Source organism: Pseudacidovorax sp., from assembly GCF_017991995.1.
Lineage (GTDB): Bacteria > Pseudomonadota > Gammaproteobacteria > Burkholderiales > Burkholderiaceae_C > Xenophilus.
In genome coordinates this window covers 1-16,871 of record NZ_JAGOPN010000006.1, presented here as the reverse complement: position 1 = coordinate 16,871, position 16,871 = coordinate 1, and the positions used below count along the sequence as shown (strand labels likewise).

Here is a 16,871-nt window from a genome sequence, read left to right as displayed (position 1 = left end):
CGCCACCCTCACTCGGTCAGGGCCGGCTCGGCCAGCCATTCGCGGCCCTTGAGCATGCCGGACCAGTACATCGGCGGCAGTACCCGGTCCTTCAGGTACCAGGCCAGCGTCGATGGACGCGTACCGTCGATCAGCCAGTTCGGAAAGGTCGGCGCCACCTTGCCGCCGTAGACGAATTCGGCCAGCACGATCTTGCCGCGCTCCACAGTGAGCGGACAGGAGCCGTAGCCGTCGTAGCGCGCCTCGCCCTTGGCGTGGCCCAGCGCAGCCAGCAGGTTGTGCGCCACCACCGGCGCCTGCTTGCGCGTTGCGGCAGCAGTCTTGGCGTTGGTGGTGTTGGCACAGTCGCCCAGCGCGAAGACGTTGGCATGGCGCTTGTGGCGCAGCGTGGCCGGGTCCACGTCCACCCAGCCGGCCGCATCGGCCAGCGGGCTCACGCGCACGAAGTCGGGGGCGGTCTGTGGCGGCACCACATGCAGCAGGTCGAAGTCCTTCAGCACGGCTTCCTTCCGACCGTCCGTGTGCGTGTGGATGAAGGTGGCCCGCCGGGCCGGCCCGTCCACCGCCACCAGCTGGTGGCCGAAGTTCAGGTGCACGCCGTAGGCGCGATGTATTCCATCAGCGCGGGCACATAGTCGGCCACGCCGAAGAGCACGGCGCCTGCATTGCAGAAATCGATGTCGACCTGGTCCAGCACGCCTTGGCGCCGCCAGTGGTCGGCCGACAGGTACATCGCCTTCTGCGGCGCGCCCGCGCACTTGATGGGCATGGGCGGCTGGGTGAAGACGGCCTTGCCGCCGCGCAGCCGCTGCACCAGCTCCCAGGTGTAGGGCGCCAGGTCGTAGCGGTAGTTGGAGGTCACGCCATGGCGGCCCAGCGTCTCGGGCAGGCCGGGAATGGCCTGCCAGTCGAGCTTGAGCCCTGGGCAGACCACCAGCTGCCGGTAGCGCACGACGCGGCAGCCGTCGAGCACGACGGCGTCGCGCTCGGACTCGAAGGCGGCCACGGCACCCTTGAGCCAGCGCACGCCGCGCGGCAGCACCGAGGCCATGGTGCGCGCCGTCACCTCGGGCTTGAACACGCCGGCGCCCACCATGGTCCAGCCGGGCTGGTAGTAGTGCACCTCGGCCGGGTCGATGATGGCGATGTCCAGGTCGCGGCGGCGCGCAAGCAGGCTGGCCGCCACGGCCGCGCCGGCGGCGCCGCCGCCCACGATGACGATGTCGTGCGTGGCATCGATTGCACCGCCGGGCGTCTGGCCGCCGTTGGCCACGCGGCGGACCACGGCCTGCAGGTCGTAGCCGGCCGAGCGGGCGCGCTGCAGGATCTCGGGCAGCGGCAGCTTCGTGGCCTGCGACAGCGCCCAAAGCGTGGCCGAGCGCGTGCCCGTTCGGCAGTAGGCGAACACCGGCTTGGGCAGACTGGCCAGCAGCACGCCGAAGGCCTGGGCGTCCTCGTCGCGCACCGTGCCCGATTCGACCGGCAGGTGATGCACCGGCAGGCCGCAAGCCTGCGCGGCCTGGGCGATCTCTGCGAAGCCGGGCTGGTCGGCACCTTCGCCGTTCGGGCGGTTGCAGAGGATCGCGCGGTAGCCCGCGGCGGCCAGCGCGGCGACGTCGGCGGGCGTGATCTGCGGGCCGACGGCGATGTCGGCGTTCAGGGTCCTGATGTCCATGACGTGTCTCCTGGTGGGGGCGTCCGGGCGGTGGTGCTCAGAGGGCATCCACCGGGATCTTCAGGTAGCGCCGGCCATCGGCCTCCGGCTCGGGCAGGTGGCCGGCGCGCATGTTGACCTGCACCGAGGGCAGGATCAGCACCGGCATGGCCAGCGTCGCGTCCCGCGCCCGGCGCATGGCGACGAAGTGGTCCTCGTCGATGCCGTCGTGCACATGGACGTTGTGCGCGCGCTGCTCGGCCACCGTGCTCACCCACTGCAGCGGGCGGCCGCCGGGCTGGTAGTCGTGGCACATGTACAGCCGCGTGCGTGGCGGCAGGGCCAGCACCCGGCGGATGGAGCGGAACAGCGTGTGCGCATCCCCGCCCGGAAAGTCGCAGCGGGCCGTGCCGTAGTCGGGCATGAACAGCGTGTCGCCCACGAAGGCCGCGATGTCGGCGTCCTCGCCGGGGCCGGAACGCACGACGTAGGTCATGCAGGCGGGCGTGTGGCCCGGCGTGTGCATGGCCTCCACCTGCAACTTGCCGACCTGGAAGGCCTCGCCATCCTCGAACAGGTGGTCGAACTGCCGGCCGTCGCTGGCGAAGCCTTCGCCCGCGTTGAACAGTGCGCCGAAGACCTGCTGCACACGCGTGATGCGGTTGCCGATGCCGATGCGCCCGCCCAGTTGCTGCTGCAGTTAGGGCGCGGCCGTGAGGTGGTCGGCATGCACATGCGTTTCCAGGATCCAGGCCACCGTGGCGCCCAGCTCGCGAACCCGGGCGATGAGGCGGTCGGCGGGCGCGTGGGAGGTGCGGCCCGATTTGGGGTCGTAGCCGAGCACGCTGTCCACCAGGGCACATTGGTACGTGGCGGGATCGAGCACCAGATAGCTCAGCGTCCAGGTGTCCGGGTCGAAGAAATGCTCGATATGCAGGGTGGCAGCGGATGGCATGGCGTCTCCTTGGCAGATGGTTTGCCCTGGATCAATCCAATATCCATGCCACGCGGCCGCCCGCCGAGGAAAACGCGCAAGTGGTGGAGATAAAAGAATTTCTTGCGCGGGGTGACACGGCGCGATGGCGCGGCTGCGCCTGTCATGGCAGTTGAGCTGCCATCCTGGCACCGCCAGAATGGCAGCCTTGCACAAGGAATGCCCCATGTCCCCGTCGCCCGCGCCCGCCGCTCCCGCCATCGACAGCCTGGTCAACTACCTGGAGCACGACGCCGTGCCCACCATCGTGATGGACCCGGACTACACCATCCTGGCGGGCAACGCGGCCTATCGCCGGCAGTTCGGCGTCAAGGCGCGCCCCTTCCTCGGGCAGAAGTGCTACCGGGTCTCGCACGGCTACGACGTCCCCTGCGACCAGTCGGGCGAGCACTGCCCGATGAAGCAGGCCCGCGACACCCGCGCGCCCGACCGCGTGCTCCATGTGCATCACACGCCGCGCGGCCCGGAGCATGTGGATGTGGAACTGCGGCCCATCCTGGCCGCCGACGGCACCATCGCCGCCTATGTGGAGCGGCTGACCACGCTGCGCCATGCCTCGCCCCAGGCCAGCCGTGCGCGGCTCATCGGCCATTCGGCCGCCTTCAACAAGGCCCTTTCGGCCGTGCAGCGGGTGGCGCCCTCGCGGCTGCCCGTGCTGCTGCAGGGCGAATCGGGCACGGGCAAGGAACTCTTCGCCCGGGCCGTGCACGAGACGAGCGACCGCGCGCAGGGGCCATTCGTCATCGTGGACTGCTCGGGCCTGACCGAGACGCTGTTCGAGAGCGAGCTCTTTGGCTACGAGAAGGGCGCCTTCACGGGCGCTCATGCGCGCAAGGCCGGACTCGTCGAGACGGCCGAGGGCGGCACGCTCTTCCTGGACGAGATCGGCGACGTGCCGCTCGCGCTGCAGGTCAAGCTGCTGCGCCTGCTGGAAAGCGGCACCTTCCGCCGCGTGGGCGCCGTGCAGATGCAGCGGGCGGACGTGCGCCTGGTGGCCGCCACCCATCTGCCGCTGGAGGCCATGATGCAGGCCGGCCGCTTCCGCAAGGACCTGTACTTCCGTCTGAGCACCTTTCCCATCCACCTGCCGCCGCTGCGCGAGCGGGTGGAGGACCTGCCGGTGCTGGTGCAGACCCTGCTGCAGCAGGAGTCGCCCCTGAACGCCTGGCGCATCCACGCGGCCGCCATGGCGCGGCTGGCGCGCTACGCCTGGCCCGGCAACGTGCGCGAGCTGCGCAACGTGATCGAGCGCGCCAAGCTGCTGGCCGATGGCGGCGAGGTGCGCGAGGAGCACCTGCCGGATGCGCTCCTCGCCGCCACCCGGGCGGGTGCAGCATCGGCGACAGGCGCAGTCGCCGCCGCGCCCCGGGCCTCCGGCCCGAGCGACGCCGAACTGCAGCGCCTGGCCGCCGACCGCGGCCTCAGCCGCAAGGCCCTGGCGCAGCAGCTGGGCCTGAGCGAACGCACCCTCTATCGGCGGCTCAAGGCACTGGGGGTCGCGCCGCCCGCCGACTGAGCGCCTCATCAAACCACGCGCCTGCGGGCGGGACAGGGCGACGCGACGTCGCGGCCGGCGCTCAGCCGCAGCCGTTCAGCCGCGGCCCGTGGGTGGCTGGAAGCGCGCCCGCGCCTGCACCGCCTTCTCGCGGAAGGCGCAGCCCGCCGCATGGTCGTTGACCAGTCCCATCGCCTGCATGAATGCGTACACCGTGGTGGGGCCGACGAACTTCCAGCCGCGCTTCTTGAGGTCCTTGGACATGGCGATGGAGGCGGGCGAGGTGGCGCGCACCGTCACGCCATCGCCGCGATCGGCCGGCACCTCGTGCCGCCACACATAGGCGGCCAGCGAGCCTTCACGGGCGATGAGTTCCTGCGCGCAGCGGGCGTTGTGGATGGCCGCCTCGATCTTGCCGCGGTGGCGCACGATGCCCGCGTCCTGCAGCAGCCGCTCGACATCCGACTCGCCGAAGGCGGCCACGCGCGCGATGTCGAAGCCGTGGAAGGCGGCGCGGAAGTTCTCGCGCTTGTTCAGGATGGTCAGCCAGCTCAGGCCGGACTGGAAGCCTTCCAGGCACAGCTTCTCGAAGAGGCGCCGGTCGTCGGCCACGGGGTAGCCCCATTCGTCGTCGTGGTAGGCGCCGTACTGTGGCGTGGCGGCGCACCAGCGGCAGCGTTCGTGGCCGTCAGGGCCGGGCAGGGTGGTCATCATGGGCGGTCGTCGGCCAGGGAGGGGTGGGAAAGGTCGTGCGGCACGGCGTCCGTCCGCGCTGCGCGGCGACGATACACCGCGCCCCAGCCCAGCCCCAGCACGGCCGCCACCACCGAGGCACCCAGCACGCCCAGCTTGGCGGCGGCCAGCAGGTCTGGGTCTGCAAAGGCCAGCATGGCGATGAAGATGGACATGGTGAAGCCGATGCCGGCCAGCAGGCCCACCAGCCAGATGCCGCCCCAGTCCACGCCAGGCGGCAGCCGGCACAGGCCGCTGCGCACCATGAGCCAGCTCGCGCCGACGACGCCCAGCGGCTTGCCGGCCACCAGGGCCACCATCACCCCCGCCATCACCCAGACCGCCGCGCCGGCATCGCCGCCGCCACCGCCCAGGTGCACGCCGGCATTGGCCAGCGCGAAGATGGGCATCACGCCGAAGGCGACCCAGGGATGCAGCGTCATCTGCACGCGCGAGACCGGCGGCACGAGCTCGCGCTGGGCCTGCAGCAGCTGGCGCCGCGGATGCAGCAGCGCGGCCGGCGCGGCGCCCAGGCGCGCATCGGCGGCCGCGCTGCGCAGCCGGGCCGCCGCCTCGTCGATCAGCGCCTGCGCCGGCTGGCCCAGGCGGCCGGGACGCACGGGCGTCATCAGGCCCAGCACCACGCCGGCCAGGGTCGGGTGCGCGCCGGTCATCAGGATGCCGCCCCACAGCACCGCGCCCGGCAGCACATAGGCCCAGGCCGAGCCGGCACCGATGCGCTGCAGGCCCAGCACCATCAGCACCCCAATGGCCGCCACCGCGAAGCCGGCCGGCGCCAGTCCGCCGGAGTAGAAGAGGGCGATGATCAGCACCGCGATCACGTCGTCGATGATGGCCAGGGCCAGCAGGAAGACGCGCACGTTGCCCGGAATGCCGCGCCCCAGCAGGGCGAGCACGCCGACGGCGAAAGCGATGTCGGTGGCCGTGGGCACGGCCCAGCCGGATTGCCGCACCGGGTCGTGGTTGAGCGCCAGATACAGCAGCGCCGGAACGGCCACGCCGCCCAGCGCGGCGCCGATGGGCAGCAGCGCCTGCCGCAGGTTGGAGAGCGCGCCTTCGTGGATCTCGCGGCGGATCTCCATGCCTACGACCAGGAAGAACAGCGTCATCAGGCCGTCGTTGATCCAGAAGTGCAGCGAGGGCGCCGCTGACCAGGCACCGACGGCCACGCCCACGGGCAGGTGCCACAGCGCGTCGTAGCTGTCCCGCCATTCCGAGTTGGCCCACAGCAGGGCGAAGGCGGCCGCAGCCAGCAGCACGATGCCGCTGACGGCTTCGATGTGGAGAAAGCGTTCGAAGGCCGCAAAGGCGCGTTGGGCGATGCGCTGTGCGCGCGGAAGGGCGTGGGGGGCGACGGTCCGATGCATGGGACGGATCTCCAGGAGCAATCCGCGAGGCGGCCCGACCTTCGCGACTCCTGCGTGGCGCCCGTCTGCGCCTCGCACCCAGCCAATCATGATAGCCCGGCCGCGTTTGCGTTCCTGACCGCGCCTGCCGGTGTCGCGTGTGCGGCCTGTCCCACGTCCGCCCGGGCCGAATTGGCATTAGCCTGGCTGCAGCACCAGCCGGTAGCCCACGCCGGTCTCTGTCAACAGGTGCCGCGGTTGGGCCGGGTCCAGCTCCAGCTTCTGCCGCAGATGGCCCATGTAGACGCGCAGGTAGTGGCTCTGTTCGGCATGCGATGGGCCCCATACCTCACGCAGCAGCTGGCGATGGGTCAGCACGCGGCCGGCATTGGCGATCAGCGTGCACAGCAGGCGGTATTCGGTGGGCGTGAGGTGCAGCAATTGCCCGTTGCGGCGCACCTGTCGCGCCAGGCGGTCGACTTCGACCGCACCTTCGCCCTCGCCGAAACGGAACACGGGATCGGCCGGCGTCTCGCCCACCGCGCGGGGCCGGCGCAGGTTGGCCCGCACGCGCGCCAGCAGCTCGCCGGTGCCGAAGGGCTTGGTGAGGTAGTCGTCGGCGCCGGCGTCCAGTGCGGCGATCTTGTCGGCCTCGTCGCTGCGGGCCGAGAGCACGATGATCGGCACGCCCGACCAGCCGCGCACGTCGCGGATCAGCGTGACGCCATCGCCATCGGGCAGGCCCAGGTCCAGCACCAGCAGGTCGGGCTGGCGGGTGCCGGCCATGGCCAGTCCCTCGCGCAGATCACCGGCCTCGTGCACCTGCCAGCCCTCGGCCTCCAGCGCGCCGCGCACGAAGCGGCGGATCTGCGGCTCGTCCTCGATGACGACGGCAGTGGGGCTGGGGGTGGAAGCGGGCGGGGCGGCGACAGGCATGGCGGAAGGGTTCAGGCGGGCGCGGCGGGTGGGTCGCGCCGCGGCAGCACGACGGTGAATTCTGCGCCGCCGCCGGCCTCGTCCGGCACCGCATCGGCCGCATGGATCTGTCCGCCATGGGCCTGCACGATGGCCTTGCAGATGGCCAGGCCCAGGCCCACGCCGGGCGTGGCCGACTCGGCATGGCCCCGGGTGAACTTCTCGAAGAGCGGGTCCGGCTGGCCCTGCAGCGATGCGGGCAGGCCCGGGCCATGGTCGCGCACCGTGAGCTGCAGCGTCTGCGGCAGCGCGCGGGCCGAGATCAGCACCGGCGGCGCGCCATAGCGGGCCGCGTTCTCCAGCAGGTTGACCAGCACGCGCTCGAGCAGCACGGCGTCGAACTCGACCAGCGGCAAGTCGGCGGGCAGGGACGTGCGAACGGCACCCGCGGGCAGCACGGAGCGCGTGGCGCGGATGGCACTGCCCACCACTTCCTCCACCGACTGCCAGTCGCGCCGCAGGCTCACAGCGCCGCCGGCCGCCCCGCTTTCGAGCCGCGCCATGTCCAGCAGGTTGTTGACCAGGGCGCTCAGCGCCCGGGCCTGCGCCACGATGGCCTGTGTGGCCTCGCCGATGGCGGGCGAGGCATCGGCGCCGGGCAGGCGCTGCAGCGATTCGGCCAGCGCGATCAGCGCCGTGAGCGGCGTGCGCACGTCGTGCGACAGGGCGCCCAGGAGTGCGTTGCGCAGGCGTTCGGATTCGATGTCGACGACCGCCTGCTGTGCCACCTCCACGTAGTGCACCCGCTCCACGGCGATGGCGATCTGGCGGGCCAGCGTCTCCAGCTGCTGGGCCTGCTCGGGCACGAGCAGCCAGCGTGGCTCGGCCGGCCGCAGGGCCAGCACGCCGCGCACCCGCATCGGTGCCTTGAGCGCCACGTAGTGCCAGGGCTGGGCCGACAGCGTGCCGGTGCCCAGGCCTGCGCTCTGGCCATGCTGCCAGGCCCAGTCGGCCACGCTGAAGTCGAAGCCCGCGGGCGCGGCGGCCGGCGGCTGCAGCCGGTCCTGCGCGTCGGCGGTGAGCACCAGCGCCTCGCCGCCGAAATGCCGCTGCACGGCGGCGGCGCCGATGTCCGCCACCTGTGTTCGCTCCAGCGCGGCCGACAGGTCGCGCGTCAGCTCGAACAGCGACTGCGTGCGCAGCGCCCGGCTGGCCGACACGGCGGCCTGGAAGCGCAGCCCTGCCGTGAGCTGGCCCACCAGCAGGCCCACGCCCAGCATGACGGCGAAGGTCAGCACGTACTGCACGTCGCTCACCGCGAAGGAGAAGGTGGGCTGCACGAAGAAGAAGTCGAAGGCCAGCACGTTGAGCAGCGCACCGAAGGCCGCCGGTGTGCGGCCGAAGCGCCAGGCCACGCCCACCACGCCCAGCAGGTAGAGCATGACGATGTTCGACAGCTCCAGTACGCCCGACAGGGGCGTGGCCAGCAGCGTCACGCCCACGCAGACGGCCGCGGCGCAGGCCAGCCCTTTCCACGGCCCCGCCGCACGGGCGGGTTCGTCCTCGGTGCTCGCATGGCGCAGGCCGGCGGGCGAGCGGGCCAGGCGGCGGGCGCTGTCGGCGCGGCCCACGCAGACCAGGTCCAGGTCGGGCGCGCGGCGACCCAGCCGCTCGGCCAGCGGCCGGCGGATGCGGGCCAGCCAGCGGTCCCAGGCGGGCGCGTCCGCGCTGCCGGCCGCAGGGCCGAGGATCAGCGTGGCGCAGTTGAGGCGCCGCGCCTGCGCGGCCAGCGCGCCGGCCACGTCCTCATCGGTGAGCACGGCGGTCTCGGCGCCCAGCTCCTCGGCCAGGTGCAGGGCGGCCAGCACCTGGTCGCGCCGGGCGGCGGGCAGGCGGGCGAGCCGCGCCGTTTCCACGTAGGCTGCATGCCAGCGCACGTTGAGCTGGCCGGCCATGCGCGCCGCCACACGCACCGTGTGGGCCGCCGCTTCGCCCGGGCCGATGGCCGCCAATAGCGCGCCCGAAGTGTTCCAGGCCGGTGGCGTCTGGCCGTCGGCGCGGGCGCCGGACTGCTCCACCCGCCAGCCGCGCACGTCGTCCTCCACATGCTCGGCCGTGCGGCGCAGGGCGATCTCGCGCAGCGCGATCAGGTTGCCCTTGCGGAAGAAGTTCTGTTGCGCCTGCCGCGCCTGATGCGGCACATAGACCTTGCCGGCGGCCAGGCGGGCCAGCAGCTCGTCGGGTGTGGCATCGACCAGCACCACCTCGTCGGCCTCGTCCAGCACGCCGTCGGGCACGGTCTCGTGCACGCGGATGCCGGTGATGGCGCCCACCGTGCCGTTGAGGCTTTCCAGGTGCTGCACATTCAGGGCGGTCCAGACCTCGATGCCGGCCTCCAGCAGCTCCTGCACGTCCTGCCAGCGCTTGCCGTGGCGCGAGCCGGGGGCGTTGCTGTGGGCCAGCTCGTCCACCAGCAGCAACTGCGGGCGACGCGCCAGGGCGGCGTCCAGGTCGAACTCGCGCAGCACATGGCCGCGGTGCGGCGTCTGGCGCAGTGGCAACTGCTCCAGGCCGTGGAGCAGCGCGGCGGTCTCGGCGCGGCCGTGGGTCTCGACCACGCCGACCACCACATCGCGGCCCGCGGCGCGCTCGCGCTGGGCGGCGCTGAGCATGGACCAGGTCTTGCCCACGCCGGCGTTGGCGCCGAAGTAGATGCGCAGCCGGCCCCGGCGGGCGCGCCCATCCTCGGCCTGCATCTGGGCCAGCAGGGCGTCGGGGTCGGGGCGTTCGCGCTCGGTCATCGGGTCGGCAGGTTAGCAGCGGGCTGGCCGACCTTAGAAGGTCTTGGTCAGCGTGGCGATGAAGCGTGCCTTGTTGGGCGACTCGCTGGTCGTGAAGGTGCCGGCGGGCAGCACGAGCTGGCCGGTGGTGGCTTGGTAGGCGTCCTTCTTGTTGGCGCCGACGATGGCGCCGGTCAGGCTCAGGCCGCCGCCGAAGTCGTAGGTGGCGCCCACGTTGTAGTCCACGTAGCTCTTGTAGGGCGTGTTGCGACGGATGTCGCTGGACAGGGCGGTGTAGCCGACGGCGGCCTTCAGCGTCACCTTCGGGAAGATTTCCTTGCTGTACGCGATGTTCAGGTAGCCGGTGCCGCGGCCCTTCCAGCCGGTGGTGCGGTTGCTGGCGAAGCCGAAGTAGTCCTTGGAGACGGTGCTGGAATACTTGACGGTGAAGGCGCCGATGGCCTCGTCACTCCAGGTGGCGGCGCCGTACAGCTCGGTGGTGTTGCCGGTGCGGTTGCCGGGATAGATGTAGGTCAGGACACCGAAGTCGAGGTCGAAGGGGCCGGCCTTGAACTTGTAGCCGCCGTAGATGTCGCTCTCGATGGAGTTGCCCGCCAGCCAGTTCACGCTCGAGTTCCAGTTGCCGACGTAGAAGCCGCTCTCGTGGGCGTAGTCGAAGCCGCCCTGGACGGCGGGCTTGACGGCGCTGGTCTTGTAGAAGCCGTTGTTGCCCAGCGCGTCCTGGTCCTGGCCACGGAACTTGTAGTTGGTGGTCAGCGAGATGTTCGCAGTGATGAGCGAGGGCGCCTGTGCGGCGGCGGGCGTCGGCGTCTCGGACTGGGCATGGGCGGCGAAGGCGATCAGGCCTGTACCGAGAAAGCAGAAGGAAGAAGCGCGAAAAGACATGAGGGAAGGCATCGTCGATGCAAAGGAAAAAACGGAGGGCGGAAACGGTGGGCCGTGTCAGTGCGGCCGGCGGCGGCGCGCATGGCGCTCGCAGCCGCGCACGATCAACCAAGCCACCCCGGCCGGCAGCAGCACGGCCGCGAAGGCCAGCCCGGCGGCCAGCAGGTCAGCCAGCATGGCGCGGGCGGCAGCGGTCGAGGTGTTCCCGCCAGCCGATCAGGCGGCCGATCTCGCCGGTCGGGCAGGTGTCCAGCAGCAGGTGCAGCACCTGCGCGTAGCGCAGCGCCGGCAGGCGGATGGCAAGCCGCACGCGCAGCACGTCGTGGCGCGCGGTCGGCGGCTCATGCAGCAGCGGCTCGCAGCGCAGCACGCCCGCGTCGGGGCAGGTGGCGAGGGCGCGGCGGATGCCGCAGGCGGCCGTGCAGGGCACCGTCACGTCCAGGACCTGGAAGCGCGTCTGGTGCACGGGCAGCAGGCGGCCCGGATGTTCACGGTAGGCGGCGTAGCCCATGGATGGCCTCGTCGCTCAGCGCTTGGCCAACGCGTCCAGCGCCAGGTTGAGCGCCAGCACATTGACGGTCGGCTCGCCCAGGAAGGGCAGCGCGGGCCGCTGCACCTGCGCGTCGATCAGTTGCTGGACCTGGATGGCGCTCAGGCCGCGCACCCGCGCCACCCGTGCCGCTTGGTAGCGCGCCGCCTCGGGGCTGATGTGCGGATCGAGCCCGCTGGCCGAGGCCGTCGCCAGGTCGGCCGGCACCGGCGCCGTGTTGCCCGGGTCGGCGGCGCGCAGGGCCTCGACGCGGGCCTTCACGGCATCGGTCAGCGCCGGGTTGAGCGGCCCCTGGTTGGAGCCCGAGGAGCCGCTGCCGTTGTAGGGCTGCGGCGCGGTGGCCGAGGGCCGGCCCCAGAAATGGCCGGGGTCGCTGAAGTTCTGGCCGATGAGGGCCGAGCCCACGGCCTTGCCGTTTTGCTCCACCAGGCTGCCGGCGGCCTGCTTCGGGAACAGCGCGCCGGCCACGCCGGTCACGGCCAGGGGATAGACCACGCCGGTGATCACGCTCAGGGCGGTGAACAGCACCAGGCAGGGCCGCACGAGGTTTTGCTTCGTCATGGTGAAGATCTCCACGGGTTCAGACCAGGCCGACCGCGGCCAGCAGCAGGTCGATGAGCTTGATGCCGACGAAGGGCACCAGCAGGCCGCCCAGGCCGTAGATGGCCAGGTTGCGGCGCAGCAGCGCGGCGGCGCCGATGGGCCGGTATCGCACGCCCTTGAGCGCCAGCGGGATGAGGAAGACGATGATCAGCGCGTTGAAGATCACCGCGCTCAGGATGGCCGAGGAGGGGCTTTCCAGCCGCATCACGTTGAGCGCCGCCAGCTGCGGATAGGTGCTCACGAAGATGGCCGGGATGATGGCGAAGTACTTCGCCACGTCGTTGGCGATGCTGAAGGTGGTGAGCGCGCCGCGCGTCATCAAGAGGGCCTTGCCGGTCTCCACCACCTCCAGCAGCTTGGTGGGGTTGGAGTCCAGGTCGACCATGTTGCCGGCCTCCTTGGCGGCCTGCGTGCCGCTGCCCATGGCCACCGCCACGTCGGCCTGGGCCAGGGCGGGCGCGTCGTTGGTGCCGTCGCCCGTCATGGCCACCAGCCGGCCATCGGACTGGTACTGGCGGATCAGCTTGAGCTTGTCCTCGGGTGTGGCCTCGGCCAGGAAGTCGTCCACGCCCGCCTCTGCGGCGATGGCGGCGGCGGTGAGCTTGTTGTCGCCCGTGATCATCACCGTGCGGATGCCCATGCGCCGCAGCTGCGCGAAGCGCTCGCGGATGCCGGTCTTGACGATGTCCTTGAGCTCCACGATGCCCAGCACGCGGGCGCCCTCGGCCACCGCCAGCGGCGTGCTGCCGCGGCGGGCCACCTCGTCGGCGGCACGCAGCAGCTCGGGCGGCATGGTGCCGCGCAGGGTCTCGACATGGCGGCGCACGGCCTCCACCGCGCCCTTGCGCAGCGGCACGGGGTCGCCCGCCAGGTCCAGCGCGGCGGCGGGCAGGTCGGCGCCGCTCATGCGCGTCTGGGCGGTGAAGGGCACGAAGACGGCGCCGTCGACGGGCGCGACGTCCACGCCCTCGCGGCGGGCCAGCTCGACGATGCTGCGGCCCTCGGGCGTCTCGTCGGCCAGCGAGGCCAGTTGCGCCGCATGGGCCAGGCGCGCCTTGTTCACGCCCGGCGCCGGCAGGAAGGCCGAGGCCTGGCGGTTGCCGTGGGTGATGGTGCCGGTCTTGTCCAGCAGCAGCACGTCCACGTCGCCCGCGGCCTCGACGGCGCGGCCCGAGGTGGCGATCACGTTGGCCTGCATCATGCGGCTCATGCCGGCCACGCCCACGGCCGACAGCAGGCCGCCGATGGTGGTCGGGATCAGGCACACCAGCAGCGCCACCAGCGCGGTGATGGACACCACCGTGCCGGTGCCCGCCGCCTGCACGCTGAAGAGCGAATAGGGCAGCAGCGTCACCGTCACCATCAGGAAGACCAGCGTCAGCGCCACCAGCAGGATGGTCAGCGCGATCTCGTTGGGCGTGCGGGCGCGCTTGGCGCCTTCCACCATGCCGATCATGCGGTCCAGGAAGGACTCGCCCGGGTTGACGCCGATGCGCACCACCAGCCAGTCCGACAGCACGCGGGTGCCGCCGGTGACGGAGGAGAAGTCGCCGCCGGACTCGCGCACCACCGGCGCCGATTCGCCGGTGATGGCCGATTCGTCCACCGAGGCCACGCCTTCGATGACCTCGCCGTCCAGCGGAATCATGTCGCCGACCTCGACCAGCACCACGTCACCCTTGCGCAGGTTGGTGGCGCGCTCGGGTCGCCAGATGGCGCTGGTGGAATTGGCCGTGGCGGGCTCGGGCGCCGTGCCCTCGGCACGCACGCGGGCCAGCTGCTCGGCCAGCCGCGCCATCTCGCGTGGCGCGCCTTCGAGCTTCTTCGCCCAGCTGTCCTTGCGCAGGCTACGCAGCGAGGCGGCCTGCGCCTTGCTGCGGCCTTCGGCCAGCGCCTCGGCAAAGTTGGCGAAGAGCACGGTGAACCACAGCCACAGCGAGACCGCGAGGATGAAGCCGGGCCGCATGCCGGTGTCGCCGGGAAAGTTGAGGCTGTGCACCCACAAGAGCGTGGTCAGGATGCTGCCGACGTAGACGACGAACATCACCGGGTTGCGCCACTGCACGCGCGGGCTCATCTTGGTGAAGGACGCGACGAGCGCGGGGCGCACCAGCGCGCCGTCGAACAGGGAAAGCGTGTTGTTGTTCATGGGGCGCTCCTTACTTCCAGAGCATCAGTTGCTCGACGATGGGGCCCAGGGCCAGCGCCGGCACATAGTTGAGCAGGCCGACGAGCAGCACCGTGCCGATCAGCAGCACCACGAACAGCGGTCCATGGGTGGGCAGCGTGCCGGCCGTCACCGGCAGGCGCTGCTTGGCGGCCAGGGCGCCGGCAATGGCCAGCACCGGCACCATCACGGCGAAGCGGCCCAGCCAGGTGGCCACGCCCAGCATCGTGTTGTAGAAGGGCGTGTTGGCCGAGAGGCCGGCGAAGGCGCTGCCGTTGTTGTTGGCGGCCGAGGTGAAGGCGTACAGGATCTCCGAGAAGCCATGCGCCCCCGGGTTGGCGATGCCGGCGCGGCCAGCCTCCACGCTCACCGCCACGGCCGTGCCCAGCAGCACCAGGATGGGCGTCACCAGGATGGCGATGGCGATCAGCTTCATCTCGTAGACCTCGATCTTCTTGCCGAGGTACTCCGGCGTGCGGCCGATCATGAGGCCGGCGATGAACACCGCCAGGATGGCGAACACCAGCATGCCGTACAGGCCCGAGCCCACGCCGCCGAACACCACCTCGCCCAGTTGCATCATGACCAGCGTGACCAGCCCGCCCAGCGGTGTGAGCGAGTCGTGCATGGCGATCACCGCGCCGCATGAGGCCGCCGTCGTGACCACGGCGAACAGGGCCGAGGCGGCGATGCCGAAGCGCAGGTCCTTGCCCTCCCAGTTGCCGGCCGACGGGTCCACGCCCAGGGCGGCCAGCAGTGGGTTGCCGGCCTGCTCGGCGCCCGTGGCGACGATCACGCCGACGACGAAGATCGCCGTCATCGCACCCAGGATCGCCCAACCCTGGCGCCGGTCGCCCACCACCTGGCCGAAGGCCAGGCACAGCGCTGCCGGGATGGCGAAGATGGCCAGCATCTGCAGCAGGTTGGTCAGCGCCGTCGGGTTCTCGAAGGGATGGGCCGAGTTGGCGTTGAAGTAGCCGCCGCCATTGGTGCCCAGCATCTTGATGGCCTCCTGCGAGGCGACGGGGCCCATGGGCAGGGTCTGCGACTGCGTGGTGGCTTCCTTGGTGACGGGATTGCCGGCGGCGTCCTTCAGCGGCTGGCCGTCGGGGCCGTTCTGCGGGTCTTGGTAGACGGTCGCCTCGATCGTCGTGACGGTCTTGTAGCCGTCGAAGTTCTGGATCGTGCCCTGGCTGACGAAGACGAGTGCCAGTACGAAGGCGATCGGCAGCAGCAGCCACAGCGTGAGCCGCGTGAGATCGGCCCAGGCATTGCCGATGGCGCCGAAGCGGGCGCTGCGGCGGCCCGCCTCGCCGCGGGCCGCGAAGCCGCGGATCAGCGCGAAGGCCACGGCGATGCCGGTCGCCGCCGAGAGGAAGTTCTGCACCGTCAGCGCCAGCATCTGCGTGAGGTAGCTCATGGTGCTCTCGCCGGCGTAGCCCTGCCAGTTGGTGTTGGTGGCGAAGCTGAGTGCGGTGTTGAAGGCCGAGTCGCCCGAGACGGCCGGCAGACCGGCCGGGTTGAGCGGCAGCAGGGCCTGCAGGCGTTGCAGGCCGTAGACGACCAGGGCGCCCAGGGCATTGAAGGCGAGCAGGGCGAGGGCGTAGCTCATCCAACCCATCGAGGCATTGGGCTCGACGCCGGCCAGGCGGTAGAGCGGGGCTTCGACGCGTGCGATCCAGCGCGGCATGCGGCCTTCGCAGAGCGCGGCGAGCCAGCGGCCCAGCGGCCAGGCGAGGAGCAGCAGCAGGCCGAGGAAGACGGCCAGGAGGGTCCAGGCGGAGGCGGTCATCAGAAGTCCTCCGCCCGGATCAGTGCATAGACCAGGTAGGCCAGCAGCAGGGCGGCCAGCGTGCCGGCCAGTCCGTAGAGGGCGGCGAGCGACATCATGGCCGGCTCCCGTTCGGCCGCTCCATGGCGGCCAGCGCATACACCAGCGCCACCATGCCGGCCCACAGGGCGGCGATGGCGACGAGCCAGACGATGTCCATTTCTCACTCCAGTCATCGAAAAGACGATGGCTGGCAGTGTCTGAAGGGGCGCCTCAAGACGGTGTAGAGACTGGCCGGTGCCGTATCAAAACGGCGTAAAGATCGAGACGCGGGGGTATGCGATCGGGGGCGCTGCGGGGTCTGCCTCAGCGATCGGCCGGTGGCATCGGTATGGCGATGGTTATGGCCATGGATATGGTGATGCCGAGCCGAGCCGAGCCGAGCCGAGCCGAGCCGAGCCGAGGGCAGAGCAGCTCGGTGCGGCGCGCTATGTCGGGGCGCACCAGCGGTGTACCGCTAACCCGGCGGAGGACGTCGGCATGCGCGCTCCCGGTGCACGCTCGCGCTGACCGGCTTGCCTCACCACACGGGTGCTCGCTCTCCACCGACGTGCTTTGGGCACTGCACGGCGCCGCGAATGGCACCTCCGCACGCACACCGCCATCCCCCGCCTCGACGGTGGTCCCGAACGGCCGGATTTGCCGCCGGCGGCCTCCGAGTCCGTTCGCCCTGAGCTTGTCGAAGGGCATGACGGCGCGCGGCGCCAACGTCCGACCCGCCCTGACCGGTGCGACGCAGCGCCCGCGCGGGGCTTCGACAGGCTTGTATGGTTTGGTTTCCATCAACCAAACCGTAAGAAAGGGCGAGGAGCCGGGATGTAGGGACATCGACAGGCATCGGCGGTAGCTTCAGACCCTACCGACCGACACCCTGAGT

General features: G+C 71.2%; 11 protein-coding genes and 2 pseudogenes. 1 reads left to right on the top strand and 12 read right to left on the bottom strand.

Annotation, left to right across the window (positions count from 1 at the left end; genetic code table 11):
* Window positions 1-8 precede the first annotated feature (8 nt).
* Window positions 9-1,675: pseudogene (locus tag KBC94_RS09665) on the bottom strand (TIGR01244 family sulfur transferase).
* A 37-nt stretch (window positions 1,676-1,712) separates the two neighbouring features.
* A pseudogene (locus KBC94_RS09660) lies at window positions 1,713-2,609 on the bottom strand (MBL fold metallo-hydrolase).
* Window positions 2,610-2,814: 205 nt separating this feature from the next.
* Here KBC94_RS09660 and KBC94_RS09655 point away from each other — a divergent pair.
* Window positions 2,815-4,164 (top strand): sigma 54-interacting transcriptional regulator, encoded by a 1,350-nt coding sequence (locus KBC94_RS09655; RefSeq protein ID WP_294369266.1) that lies wholly within the window; start codon window positions 2,815-2,817, stop codon window positions 4,162-4,164.
* 75 nt (window positions 4,165-4,239) lie between these two features.
* On the opposite strand, the gene KBC94_RS09650 is transcribed toward KBC94_RS09655, so the two are convergent.
* The 10 genes from KBC94_RS09650 to kdpF all read right to left on the bottom strand — a co-directional run bounded on the left by KBC94_RS09650 (window position 4,240) and on the right by kdpF (window position 16,053).
* Complete coding sequence (locus tag KBC94_RS09650; RefSeq protein ID WP_294369263.1) at window positions 4,240-4,857, bottom strand: DNA-3-methyladenine glycosylase I; 618 nt, start codon at window positions 4,855-4,857, stop codon at window positions 4,240-4,242.
* Window positions 4,854-6,263, bottom strand: coding sequence for a Na+/H+ antiporter NhaA (nhaA, locus tag KBC94_RS09645; RefSeq protein ID WP_294369260.1), 1,410 nt, complete (start codon window positions 6,261-6,263; stop codon window positions 4,854-4,856). The genes KBC94_RS09650 and nhaA overlap by 4 nt, the downstream gene beginning before the upstream one ends.
* Before the next feature lie 177 nt (window positions 6,264-6,440).
* Entirely contained in the window at window positions 6,441-7,178 is a 738-nt protein-coding gene (kdpE, locus tag KBC94_RS09640; protein WP_294369255.1) for a two-component system response regulator KdpE, read from the bottom strand.
* An 11-nt stretch (window positions 7,179-7,189) separates the two neighbouring features.
* Entirely contained in the window at window positions 7,190-9,958 is a 2,769-nt protein-coding gene (locus KBC94_RS09635) for a DUF4118 domain-containing protein (protein ID WP_294369252.1), read from the bottom strand.
* Window positions 9,959-9,991: 33 nt separating this feature from the next.
* Entirely contained in the window at window positions 9,992-10,843 is an 852-nt protein-coding gene (locus tag KBC94_RS09630; RefSeq protein WP_294369250.1) for a TorF family putative porin, read from the bottom strand.
* Between the two features lie 166 nt (window positions 10,844-11,009).
* Complete coding sequence (locus KBC94_RS09625) at window positions 11,010-11,354, bottom strand: hypothetical protein (RefSeq protein ID WP_294369246.1); 345 nt, start codon at window positions 11,352-11,354, stop codon at window positions 11,010-11,012.
* Between the two features lie 15 nt (window positions 11,355-11,369).
* Window positions 11,370-11,954, bottom strand: a complete 585-nt coding sequence (gene kdpC, locus KBC94_RS09620; RefSeq protein WP_294369244.1) for a potassium-transporting ATPase subunit KdpC — start codon at window positions 11,952-11,954, stop codon at window positions 11,370-11,372.
* A 19-nt stretch (window positions 11,955-11,973) separates the two neighbouring features.
* Entirely contained in the window at window positions 11,974-14,145 is a 2,172-nt protein-coding gene (kdpB, locus tag KBC94_RS09615) for a potassium-transporting ATPase subunit KdpB (RefSeq protein WP_294369241.1), read from the bottom strand.
* A gap of 10 nt (window positions 14,146-14,155) precedes the next feature.
* The gene (kdpA, locus tag KBC94_RS09610) at window positions 14,156-15,955 is read right to left on the bottom strand and encodes a potassium-transporting ATPase subunit KdpA (protein ID WP_294369238.1); all 1,800 of its coding nucleotides are present in this window, start codon (window positions 15,953-15,955) and stop codon (window positions 14,156-14,158) included.
* The gene (kdpF, locus tag KBC94_RS09605; protein ID WP_017757755.1) at window positions 15,955-16,053 is read right to left on the bottom strand and encodes a K(+)-transporting ATPase subunit F; all 99 of its coding nucleotides are present in this window, start codon (window positions 16,051-16,053) and stop codon (window positions 15,955-15,957) included. Before kdpF ends, kdpA begins: the two co-directional genes overlap by 1 nt.
* Window positions 16,054-16,871: the final 818 nt, after the last annotated feature.